An 11,593-nucleotide genomic window follows, 5' to 3' on the forward strand; every position below is an offset into this window, starting at 1 on the left:
CGGCTTTGGTGGCTCGGCGGGGGCGCATGGCCGGCGGCCCGTCGGGCGCGGGGCCCCCCGGGAGTGCATCGTCAGCGGCCCCGGCCGGCTCGATCTGGTTGCCCTCGGGGGATGACCCGCCCGGGGCCGCCGAGCGCGGCTCGGCCGGGACGGGCTCGGCCGCGCCCGCCCCGGGCTGAGCGGTGGCCGGGCGGTGGCGACCGCCATCAGCGGGCTCGGGCTCGGCCGCGGGACCGGCCGGCCCGGGGGCCCGGCGCGAGCGGCGCCGGCGGCGACCGGCGGGCGCCTCACCGGCCCCGGCCCCGCCGTCCCCAGGCTCGCCGTCGGCCACGTCGTCCCCCGCGGCGTCCCCGTCGGGGCCGGTCGGCGGTCCTTCCTGCCCGATGGACGCGCCGCCCGCCCCGCTGTCGGCTTCGGCCACGCTGGTGCCCTTGGACCGGCCCCGGCCCTTGCGCACCGCACCCATGTCGGCTTCGACGGTTTCCTCGGTGGGCGCGCCGGCCACCCGGGCTACCTCAGGCAGGGCCAGTTCGATCCCCCGGCGGGGGGGGTCGAGGGCCTGGACCACGAACGTCCGCACCTCGGTGCGCCGCAGGATCCCTTTGGCCGTCCGGGGGGCGGGGTCACCGAGAGCCGACAGCGGCACGTAGCAGCGGGCCTGGCCCACCATCACGAAGGCCCCGTGGGACGTGAAGCCCTCGACCTCGCCTTCGACGCTCGATCCCAGAGGGTGGTCGGCGATGAACTGGATGAACGGCAGCGGGTCGTTGACCGCCCCCACGGGCTTCGACCGGCGCCGGCGGGCCCGCTTCTTGCCCGACCTTCCCTCGCCGTCGCCGTCGCCACCGCTGTCGCCATTGGCTGCGCCGCCCGAGTCAGGCGAGATGGCCTCGGCGGTGGCCTCGGCGATGGCTTCGGCCACCGGCCCCTCGGCCACGGCCGCCCGCTTCACGACCGTCTTGCGGGCCTTCTTGGCCGCCCGGGTCACCTCCCGGCTCTTGGGCCCCCGCACCGGGGTGCGGGGCGTGAAGAACCAGCCCACCCGGGGGACGGGTTTGCCCCCGATCAACCGGCCGTCGTCGAACAGCCACTGGTACTCGGCGTGGAACTCCTGGAACGAGTCGTTGGACAGGACCACCGCGTTGGTACGGTCCGCGACCTGCAGGAGGAAGGCGTCCCCCCGGCCCACGGCGCCCGCGGGAGGCGACACCAGCTCGCCGGCCCGCTCGGCCTGCTCGAACTCGGCTTTCTCCCGGGGGTCGATCCTGTGACCGAAGGTGGCGTCCACGACGACGATCACCTCCTCGTCGCTCGCCCGCTCGGCCATAAAGGCGCGTACGGCCTCGTCGAGCTGGGCCAGGCTCGGGATGTCCCGGCCCTCGGTGGCGATGTTGGAACCGTCGACGACGACGTAGCGCTCAGCCATGATCCCGCTCAGTCAACCACTCGCCGTGGCCCAGAGGGTGCACCCTCACCGCCCAGGGCGTCCGCGGCCTCCTCCCGAGTGCCTCCTACCGTCGATGCCGAGCCGTTCCTAGGAGGCGCTTGGCCACGCGGGCGGGACCGGAGAGTAGGATTGGTCCGCGTTTGGCGCCCTTTCACGACCCCGTGGTGCGCCGGCCCGCCAGCCGTCGTGACTGACGCACCTCTGCCCCCGCCCGCCTGGTACCCCGACCCGTCGGGAGTGGCCGACCTGCGCTACTGGGACGGCCAGGCATGGGCGTCGAACGTGGTCGTGGGCGGCCAGGTCACCGAGCGCCCGGTGCCGGGGGCCCAGGGCTCGGGCCCGGCCCTGCCGCCCGACGACCGGGCCGTGCTGCCGGGCCGGGCCGCCTTCTACGGCCTCGGAGGGTTCGTCGTCGGCCTCATCGTGGGTTCGGCCCTGGCCTTGGCCGCCGACCTGGCCGGCCTGCCCCCGATCGCCGTCCTGCTGCTCAACCTGGCCGGGTTGTGGTCGGGCTTGCTGGGGGCGTGCTGGCTGGCCAGCCGCCGCTACGGGTCGGGGCGCCTGGCCCGCGACTACGGGCTCAAGTTCACGGGCAAGGACTTCTCCTGGGGCCTGCTGATGTCCATAGCGGCGCGCTTCGCGGGTGCACTGGTGCTCGTGCCCTTCCTCCTCGGGCCCGAGGAGCTCGTGGGCACCAACCAGGGCGTGTACGGCGAGGTGCGCGACAGCGCGGCCAGCTTCCTGGTGTTCGCGGCCATCGCCATCGCCGGGGCGCCCCTGGTAGAGGAGCTCTTCTTCCGGGGCCTGCTGCTGCGCTCGCTGACCACGGCCGTCGGGGCGGCGGCCGCCATCGCCCTACAGGCCCTGCTGTTCGGCCTGGCCCACTACAGCCCGTTGCTGGGCCTGGCCAACTTCTCGGTGATCGCCGTGATCGCGGCTGCCGGCGTGGTGTTCGGCATAACCGCCCGCTGGCGGCGGGTGAGCACGTCGGTGGCCGCCCACGGCTTCTTCAACCTGGTGGCCGTCATCGGCGCCTTCTTTATCAGCGTCTAACCCGCCGGGGCCTAGCCCTCCCGGGCCTAGTTGCCTCGGGGGCTACGCCCCCGAGGCACGGCTGGGCCTTGCTCCCCCATCCCCGCCCGGCTCGCTGGCGCTCACGCAGTCGGGCGGCAGTTGCGATCCACAACTTGTTGTCGGTCCGGTGCAACCAGCCACCTAGCCCTCCAGGGCCTGGGTGACGAGCTGGTCCTGCTCGACGGCGTGGACGCTGTGGCTGCCCGAGGCCGGGCTGGCAGAGGCCCGGCGGCTCACGTGGCTCAGCTCGGCCCGGTCCCGCAGCGCCCGGTGGAGGCGGACGTGCACCCACGGCCACGCGCCCATGTTCTCGGGCTCCTCCTGGGCCCAGACGACCTCGGTGGCCGCCGGGTAGCGGCCCAGCGCGGCGAGGAGCAGTTCCTCGGGCCACGGGTAGAGCTGCTCCACCCTCACTACCGGCACGGCCAGAGCGCGCTCGTCGCGCGCCGCCATGAGGTCATAGGCCACCTTGCCGCTGGCCACGACCACCCGGCGCACGGCCCCACCCTCGTCCCCGGCGAACGCCGGGTCGTCGATCACCTCTCGGAAGGCGCCGCTTTCGAGCTCGTCCACCGCCGAGCGCGCCACCCGCGCCCGCAGGAGCGACTTGGGGGTGAGCAGGACGAGGGGTCGGCGGCGGGCCATCCGCACCTGGCGGCGCAGCACATGGAAGTACTGGGCCGCGGTCGTGGGGTTGACCACCGAGATGTTGTCCTCGGCGCACAGGGTCAGGAAGCGCTCGATGCGGGCCGACGAGTGCTCGGGGCCCTGGCCCTCGAAGCCGTGGGGCAGGAGCAGCACGAGCCCCGACTGCTGGCCCCACTTGTCCTCGGCGGCCGTGAGGAACTGGTCGATGATGATCTGCGCCCCGTTGGCGAAGTCCCCGAACTGGGCCTCCCAGGCCACCAGGGCCTCGCGGTGGGCCACCGAGTAGCCGTACTCGAAGCCCAGGGCGGCGTACTCGGAGAGCAGCGAGTCGTAGGCCCAGAACTTGCCCTGGGCCCCGCCCAGGTGGCTCAGGGGCGTCCACTCCTCGCCCGAGCCGTAGTCGACGAGCACGCTGTGGCGCTGGGAGAACGTGCCCCGCCGGGTGTCCTGGCCGGTCAGGCGCACGTCGGTCCCCTCGCTGAGCAGCGAGCCGAAGGCCAGGGCCTCGGCCAGCGCCCAGTCGACGTGCCCGCCGGCGTAGACGTGCAGCCGGGCGGCCAACTGGCGGGCCAGCTTGGGATGGACGGTGAACCCGGGCGGCGTCCGGTGCACGGCGTCGACTACCCGGTCGAGCACCTCACGGGCCACCCCGGTCGGGGGAGAGGGCTTGACCTCGGGTGGCTGGCCGCCGGCCAGCTCGACCTCCGAAGGCTGGGGCGGGTGGGACTGGCGGGTCTCCTCGAAGGCGAGCTGCATCTTGGCCATGAAGTCGTCCAGCGCCTTCTCGGCCTCTTCGATGGTGAAGTCGCCCCGGCGCACGAGCGTCTCGGTGTAGAGCTTGCGGACCGACCGGCGGGCCTCGATGCGCTTGTACATCAGGGGCTGGGTGTAGGACGGGTCGTCGCCCTCGTTGTGGCCATGGCGGCGGTAGCAGACCATGTCGATGACGACGTCCTTGTGGAACCGCTGGCGGAACTCGAAGGCCAGCCGGGCCACTCGGACACAGGCCTCGGGGTCGTCACCGTTGACGTGGAAGATCGGGGCCTGAACGATCTTGGCCACGTCGGTGGCGTAGAACGACGAGCGGGCCTCGGCCGGCGCAGTGGTGAACCCGAGCTGGTTGTTGATGACCACGTGGACGGTCCCCCCGACGCGGTACCCGCGCAGGGCCGACAGGTTGAGCGTCTCGGCCACCACCCCCTGGCCCGCGAAGGCGGCGTCGCCGTGGATGACGATGGGCACGACGCTGAACGCCTCGGGGTCGTCGATGAGGTCCTGCTTGGCCCGCACCATGCCCTCGACGACCGGGTCCACGGCCTCCAGGTGGGAGGGGTTGGACGCCAGCGTGACCGGCAGGGGCAAGCCGGAACGCCCGGTGAACTTGCCCGAGGCGCCCACGTGGTACTTCACGTCACCCGAACCCTGCGTGGTCGCCGGGTCGAGGTCGCCCTCGAACTCCCGGAAGATCTGGCGCAGCGACTTGCCCACGATGTTGACCAGCACGTTCAGCCGCCCCCGGTGGGCCATGCCCAGCACGGCCTCCTGGGCCTTGGCCCGGGCCGCGCAGTCGAGCAGCTCGTCGATGAGCACGATGGCGCTCTCGGCTCCCTCGAGGCCGAAGCGCTTGTGGCCCACGTACTTGGTGTGCAGGAAGCGCTCGAACGCCTCGGCCGCGTTGAGCCGGTCGAGCACGTGGTGCTGCTCGTCGGGGCTCAGCGAGGTTTGCACGCCCTCCACCTGCTGCTGGACCCACCGCTTCTGGTCGGGCTCCTGGATGTGCATGTACTCGACGCCCACCCGCCGGCAGTAGGCGTCGCGCAGGATGCCCAGCACGTCGCCCAGCGCCATCCAGTCACGGCCGGCCAGGCCGTCGGTGAAGAACTCCCGCTGAAGGTCCCAGATGGTCAGCCCGTAGGTTGCCGGGTCGAGCTCGGGGTGGGTACGCACCTCCTTCAGCCCCAGGGGGTCGAGGTCGGCGATCAGGTGCCCCCGCACCCGGTACATGTTGATGAGCGTCTGGACGTGGACCTGCTTGGCCCGGGCCATGTCGTCGTGGCTTATCGGGTTGCGGTCGGGACGCCACTGCACGGGCTCGTAGGGCACCCCCATGGAGCGGAAGACCTCTCCGTAGAAGTCGTCGGCGCCCATCAGCAGCTCGTGGGCCCGGGCCAGGAACAGCCCCGACTCCGCCCCCTGGATCACGCGGTGGTCGTAGGTCGAGGTGAGCGTCATCACCTTGGACAGGCCCAGGTCGGCCAGCCGGGACGGGTCGGCCCCGTGGTACTCGGCCGGGTAGGCCAGCGCCCCGACGCCCACGATGACCCCCTGGCCGGGCATCAGGCGGGGTACGGAGGCCACCGTGCCCAGCGTCCCCGGGTTGGTCAGGGTCATGGTCGCGCCCGCGAAGTCGTCGGGGGTGGCCCGGCCCGCCCGGGCTCGGCGTACGAGGTCCTCGTAGGCGGCGTGGAAGGCCCGGAAATCGAGGGTGTCGGCCTCGCGCACCACCGGGACCACCAGCGTGCGCGACCCGTCCGCCTTGACCACGTCGACCGCCAGGCCGAGGCCCACATGGGGGTGGCGGACGACCCGGGCCTGCTCACCCCGGCGGGAGAACGACGAGCTCATGGCGGGCACGGCCACGGCCGCCCGCACAACGGCGTAGCCGATGATGTGGGTGTAGCTCACCTTGGCCCCGCCGGTGCGCACCAGGTAGTTGTTGAGGACGGTGCGGTTGACCTCCAAGAGGCGGGCGGGCACCACCCGCGCACTGGTGGCCGTGGGCACGCCGAGGCTGGCCTCCATGTTCACGGCCAGGCGGGCGGCCGCACCCCGCAGGGGCTCACCGCTGTCCCCGTCGAACGCCGGGGGCCGGGCAGGAGCGGAGGGAACGGGGCCGTCGGCCGGCCCCGACGGGGCCGTCGGCGGCACGGCCGCTCCGTCGGGCCGGTAGCCCTCGAAGAAGTCCCGCCAGCTGTCCCCGACGGAGCCCGGGTCGGCCCGGTAGCGGTCGTACATCTCGTCGACCAGCCAGGCATTGGGCCCGAAGGCCTGCCCGGGGGCCGACGCTGGTTCGCTCATCGCCTCGCCATCGTACCGAGCAGACCGGGTGTGCCCCGCGCCTCGACGCTAGGCGGCGGCCCCGAGCCGGGCCGCCGACCGGAGCGCACAATGGCCCCACAGGCGTGCCCTCGGGCGGGCGGACGTCGGGTACGGTGGCCGCCATGCCAGGAGGCTTGGCCAGCGGCCAGCTGGTCGACCAACGCTACGCCCTGGACGAGCCCCTCGGCGAGGACGCGCTGGGCACCACGTGGCGCGCCTTCGACCAGGGCCTCGACCGCCCCGTGCACCTGCGCGACGTGCGACTGCCCGGTGACCTGTTCACCCGCGACCCCAACGTGCTCCGTGAGGCCCTCATGGCCGCACGGCTGGCTATCCGGGTCGACCATGAGCTCGCAGTCCATGTGCACGACGCGTTCGTCGACGGCGACCGGCTGGTCCTGGTCTACCGGCCCGTCGAGTACCGCGACCTGGCCGCGGTGGTCGAGCGCAAGGGAGCGCTGGCCGTCAAGAAAGCGGCCGCCCTGGGCGTGGACCTGATCGGCCCGCTGGCCGTCACCCACGCCAAGGGGCTTTTCCACGGGTGCCTGTCGCCGGCCGCCGTGCTGGTGCCCGAGAAGGGCCCGGCCCACCTCACCGGCCTGGGCCTGGCGGCCGTGATCCGCGGTGCCGTGGCGGCCGGGGGCGGCACCCCGGACGGGCCCACGTGGGCCGAGCTGGCGCCTGACCCGTCCTACCTCGCGCCCGAGCAGGTCGAGGGCGGCCCGGTAGGCCCGGCCACCGACCTGTGGGGGCTCGGGGCCGTGCTCCAGTTCGCCGTCGAGGGGGCGGCACCGTTCGCCCCGGGTGGGGACGGGGCTGCCCGTGCGCGCCGCCCGCCGGCCCGGGCCGGCGCCCTGGGCGACCTCCTCGACCGCCTCCTCAGCCCCGCGGCCGCGGACCGGCCCTCGCTCGACACCGCCCTCGACGTCCTGGCCGCCATCGCCGGCGTGCCGTTGGGAGACCCTGGTCCTGAACCCCGCCGCCGGGGCTGGCGGGAACGGCGCCGGCGCCCTCCCGTGGCCGAGCCGTGGACGGAGAGCGACGAGGCCGGGGTGGCCGGCGACGCCGAGGACTTCCACTACATCGGCGAGGGCATCGGCGACGGCGAGGGCGTCGGCGAGGGCGTCGGCGAGGGCATCGGCGAGGGCGTCGGCGAGGGCATCGGCGAGGGCGACGGCGGGCAGCGCGACTGGGGCGCGGCCGTGGCCGCCGACACCGCGGGCTGGCAGTGGGCCCCCGACGAGGCCGACAGCGGGGGCGACGGCCAGGGCACCTTCCAGGACGAGTGGGGCGAGGCGCCCGCCCAGGAGGTCGACCGTTCCGACAACTGGGACAGCTGGGGCCTCGACCACGACGACATCTGGCTGCCCGACGAGTACGAGGAGGCCGCCCCGCCGGACGTCGACGACCCGTTCTCCCCGGCCGGCGCCGGGGACGACGCGACCGGCGCCCGCGAGGTCGACGACGTGGGCGAAGGCGACCAGGAGGACCGCAGGGGTGAGCCCGACGACCTCGGCACGGGCCACCGCTACCGGTCGGCGCCTTCGTGGCCGCCGCCCCCGGCCGCCCGCCGCAACATGGGTGTGGTCGTGCTCTGTTCCACGGTGGTCGTCGTGCTCGTGGCTTTGCTGGTCACCAACGGCCGCATCACCTCGTCGCGCGACCGCGACACCGCCGGGGGTACGGCCGGGAACCGTCCCGTCCTGGCCGTGGACCCGGCTTCGGTGCCCGCCGACTGGTCGCCCTACCGGTACCAGGCCGTCGATTTCGGCTTCTCCTATCCCCCGGGCTGGGGCATCACCGAGGTGGGCCGCCAGGTCATCGTGCGGGACGGGACCGCGGGCGTGTCGATGACCGTCAACTACCGCGACGAACGAGGTAGCGACCCCGAGGAGGTCTGGACGGCCCAGGAGCGCGACGCGTCCGGCCGCCTTACCAGCTACGAGCGGCTCCAGCTCAGCCCGGCCAGCTACCTGGGCTACCGGGCGGCCCTATGGGAGTACACCTACGAGGACGCCGGGGCGGGGGTCCATGCCGTCGACCTCGGGTTCCAGACGCGAGGCCACAGCTTCACCATGTCCTTCAGGGCGCCGTCGGAGACTTGGGACTCGCTGCTGCCAACGTTCTACGCCGTGCTCAGCTCGGTCCAAGCGCCCGACTGACCACTTCGCCGGCGGGCACGTAGGCGGGCACGTAGCGTGGCCGGCCCGGGTGGGGCCCCGGGGAGCGGGCGGGCGGTCGCCGACTGACAACGGGCGGCGTGGGAGGGGGCCGTTGCCACCGGACCAACCCCCGGCGCGAAAGGGTCGGGGCGGGGGTGCACGGCGGACGCACCCCGAGCCCCGACGAGTGAAGGTTCACACGGAGGGTGGTCGTTCGTCAAGTCAGCAGGCAAGAAATTTTTCCACGGCTGGCCTTGAGCCCTCCCCTCCGGCTGCCGATACAAGTGACATGACAACGGCACAGCGACCCCGAACCAGCCGAGCGGTGGCCCGCCCGGTGGAGGCCGGCAACTCGGCCGTGTGCGCCGGATGCGACAAGCCGGTCAAGTTCTCGGCCAAGCTCAAGCTCCAGCAGGTGATCGCCAACGTCTACGTCGACCAGGTCTGGGACCGGGTCGAGCACTACCACGCCGAGTGCTACGACCAGCTCGGGCAGCCCTATGGCAGCGCTGCCTGAGCACCGGTCCCCGGCCAGGTCCCTGAGCACCTCCTGAGACCCTGAACTTTGCCCCAAGGGCCGGGTACCCTGGGGTAATGGGAGAGCACGAGAGCACCTACCTCCAAGTCGCCGAGGTCGGGCGCCGGACCGGCCTGAGCCGCAAGGCCCTCCGCCTCTACGAGTCGATGGGACTGGTCGAGCCGGCCGAACGCACCGAGGCCGGTTACCGCCTCTACGACGCCGAGGCCCTGCGCCGCATCGAGCTCATCGCCCGGGCCAAGGTGTTGGGCCTCAGCCTGGCCGAGACCAAGGAGTTCCTCCACGTGGCCGACGGCTGCTGCGGCGAGAACCACGCCGACCTGGCCGACCTCGTCGAGCGCAAGCTGAGCGAGACCAGCGAGCGCATCGCCGAGCTGGCCACGCTGCGCCAGACCCTCGAAGACGTCCTGGCCCGGCTCGAGCAGAACAAGGGCGTCCATCGCTGCGAGGAGGCTCTGTGCACCTGCCAGAAGCCTCTCACGATCGGCCCGCCCCGGCGCTGACCTGGGTGGTCAGGCCGCGGGCCTCGTCCCCGCGGCCCGGTGGGCGCCCTCCATCGCTTCCTGGACAGCTGCCCACAAGGCGTGGGTAAGGGCGGCCTGGGCCTCCTGGACCCTGTGGACGCTCTGGGAGCGAGCCACCAGGCAGTGCTGCACTGAAGGGTCCGACCCCATGCGGCCACCGTCGTAGCCCGCCAGGCCGATCGTCAACACGCCCCGCTTGCGGGCCTCGCCGAAGGCCCGCAGCAGGTTGTCGGAGTTGCCGCTGGTGGAGAAGCCCATGGCCATGTCGCCCTCACGGGCGTGGGCGATGACCTGGCGGGAGAACACGTTCTCGAAGCCGATGTCGTTGCCCAGAGCGGTCAGCACGGCGTGGTCCTCGACCAGCGACCGGGCGGCCAGGGGGATGCCGTAGGGCGGCTGGGTGTAGAGCTGGGCCACGCCGTCGGCGTCCGTCGCGCTGCCCCCGTTGCCGAAGGAGTAGAGGCGGCCTCCGGCCACAAAGCGCTCGGCCATGGCGGCCGCCACCTCGGCGACGGCGGCCGCCGACTCCTCGAGGCAGCGCTCTCGCAGGGCCCGGCTCTCGTCCCACTTCTCCCTGGCCGAGCCGGCCAGGTCGGCCAGCAGGCTGGGGGCGTCGGTCTCGTCGCCTTCGATGAACGGGTAGAGGAAGTCGGTGGCGTCACTCATGGTTCACGCTCCCCCGCCGTTGCCGATGGCGAAGCCGGCGTGCACCAGTACCAGGTCGCCGGGCTCGGGACTGTCCAGCAACGAGACGTCGATGCGCTCCTGGCCGGCGGGGGTCCGGACGACGGCTTCGTCCCCGTCCACGGTCACGACCTCGGCCAGGCGGCCCTCGTCCGAGCAGGTGATGCACACGCCCAGCCCGTCCGGGTCGTCGCACTCGGGCTCGGCCTTGAGAAGTCCGGGGTGCTCGAAGCACACGTGGGTCAGCTCCCACAGCATGTGGTAGATCCGCACGAACTTCTCCGAGGCGTCGAGCTCGTCGGTGGCCTCAAGCCAGATCGTGTGGTCGGCGGCACCCGCCGGCGGCCGGGGGCCGCTGCCGATCCAGATGGTCTCGACACCCCAGGCCCGCCCCCGGCGCATGACGTCGGTCACCGCCGCGTCGTCGGCGGGCGCCAGGGCCAGGACCATGTCCCCGGGCCGCACCGAGGCCCGCAGCGTCGCCACCAGGTCCGCCCCGGTCGGGACCGTGAGGGCGGCCAGGGCCCGCTTGCCCACGATGACCGGGTGGACGAACTCGACGGCCACGTGGTGGGCGTGGAAGGGCCACCGCGGGGAGGCGCACCACAGGGTGGCACCGGGCTCGTGGTAGCGACGGGCCATGGCCAGCGCGGCACGCGCTAGGTTGTCGGCTACGTCGTCCAAGCTCTCGTTGGCGGCCGCAGTGCCGTCTTCGCCCGTCCGCCCAGGAGCTTGCTCGCCAAGAAGGGACATCTACCTCCTCCGATCTGCCGTACTCCGGATTCTCGCGCCACCCTCAGGCGTAGTTGGCACCGACGACCTCGCCCGCTGAGAGCGCCCGCCCGTCCAACCGCCGCTGCGGCACCGAAAAAGAGGGGAACCCCGAAGTTCCACCTGACGTGGGCGCTGGCTAGATGTAATCTGACATCTACTGGTCTCATATAAGTGCGCTGCTCATATAGCGCGACCAACAACGGAGAGGTGACCCGCCTGATGGCTACCGGATCAAGTGGACGTGGACGGCAGGCTCCCGGCGCGGCGGTCGTCGGCACCGGTGCCGGCACCGACATCGCCGCTCGTGGCAGTCAGTACCTCGACTGGCGCCAGAACCCGCTCGACCCCATGGCCCCCATCGGGGTGCGGTCGCGTGCGGTCGAGCCCGACACGTCGAAGGTCCGCCTCGGCCCGCTCGAGAAGATCTACCTGATCTGGATGGTGGGCGGCTCGTGCGACGGGTGCTCGGTGGCCGCCACCGGCGCCACCCACCCCCGGCTCGAGCACCTGCTGGCGGGCATCATCCCCGGCCTGCCCAGGGTCGAGCTCATCCACACGGTCGTGTCCGTCGAGTGCGGCGCGGAGTGGACCCACAACCTGTTCATGGCCGAGCGGGGCGAGCTCGACGCCCCCTACCTGGTCT

At 72.8% G+C, this 11,593-nt stretch carries 9 protein-coding genes; 5 read left to right on the forward strand and 4 right to left on the reverse strand.

Annotated elements, in window-relative coordinates; translation table 11 throughout:
- The coding region (locus tag AB1673_16595) for a hypothetical protein (protein ID MEW6155583.1) at positions 1 to 1,426 on the reverse strand (1,426 nt) is incomplete at its 3' end.
- Between the two features lie 207 nt (positions 1,427 to 1,633).
- Between AB1673_16595 and AB1673_16600 the strand changes: the two genes are divergently transcribed.
- On the forward strand, positions 1,634 to 2,500 hold the full coding sequence (locus tag AB1673_16600) for a CPBP family glutamic-type intramembrane protease (protein ID MEW6155584.1): 867 nt from the start codon (positions 1,634 to 1,636) through the stop codon (positions 2,498 to 2,500).
- Between the two features lie 162 nt (positions 2,501 to 2,662).
- Here AB1673_16600 and AB1673_16605 read toward each other — a convergent pair whose 3' ends face one another.
- Positions 2,663 to 6,247 carry a multifunctional oxoglutarate decarboxylase/oxoglutarate dehydrogenase thiamine pyrophosphate-binding subunit/dihydrolipoyllysine-residue succinyltransferase subunit gene (locus AB1673_16605; protein ID MEW6155585.1) on the reverse strand — a complete coding sequence of 1,195 codons (3,585 nt, stop codon included), beginning with the start codon at positions 6,245 to 6,247 and terminating at the stop codon, positions 2,663 to 2,665.
- 143 nt (positions 6,248 to 6,390) lie between these two features.
- On the opposite strand from AB1673_16605, the gene AB1673_16610 reads away from it, so the two are divergent.
- The 3 genes from AB1673_16610 to AB1673_16620 all read left to right on the forward strand — a co-directional run bounded on the left by AB1673_16610 (position 6,391) and on the right by AB1673_16620 (position 9,471).
- Complete coding sequence (locus tag AB1673_16610; protein ID MEW6155586.1) at positions 6,391 to 8,430, forward strand: hypothetical protein; 2,040 nt, start codon at positions 6,391 to 6,393, stop codon at positions 8,428 to 8,430.
- A gap of 325 nt (positions 8,431 to 8,755) precedes the next feature.
- On the forward strand, positions 8,756 to 8,947 hold the full coding sequence (locus tag AB1673_16615) for a hypothetical protein (protein MEW6155587.1): 192 nt from the start codon (positions 8,756 to 8,758) through the stop codon (positions 8,945 to 8,947).
- A gap of 77 nt (positions 8,948 to 9,024) precedes the next feature.
- Entirely contained in the window at positions 9,025 to 9,471 is a 447-nt protein-coding gene (locus AB1673_16620) for a MerR family transcriptional regulator (GenBank protein ID MEW6155588.1), read from the forward strand.
- A gap of 9 nt (positions 9,472 to 9,480) precedes the next feature.
- Here the strand turns inward: AB1673_16620 and AB1673_16625 are convergent, their stop codons facing one another.
- Both AB1673_16625 and AB1673_16630 read right to left on the reverse strand, forming a co-directional pair.
- Positions 9,481 to 10,158, reverse strand: a complete 678-nt coding sequence (locus tag AB1673_16625) for an SIS domain-containing protein (protein MEW6155589.1) — start codon at positions 10,156 to 10,158, stop codon at positions 9,481 to 9,483.
- Positions 10,159 to 10,161: 3 nt separating this feature from the next.
- A complete protein-coding gene (locus AB1673_16630; GenBank protein MEW6155590.1) occupies positions 10,162 to 10,929 on the reverse strand; it encodes a HypC/HybG/HupF family hydrogenase formation chaperone in 768 nt (255 codons plus the stop codon).
- A 240-nt stretch (positions 10,930 to 11,169) separates the two neighbouring features.
- Here AB1673_16630 and AB1673_16635 point away from each other — a divergent pair.
- On the forward strand, positions 11,170 to 11,593 hold a 424-nt coding region (locus AB1673_16635), incomplete at its 3' end, for a hypothetical protein (protein MEW6155591.1).

The sequence above is a fragment of the Actinomycetota bacterium genome (assembly GCA_040754375.1).
In the GTDB taxonomy this organism is placed as follows: domain Bacteria; phylum Actinomycetota; class Acidimicrobiia; order Acidimicrobiales; family AC-14; genus JBFMCT01.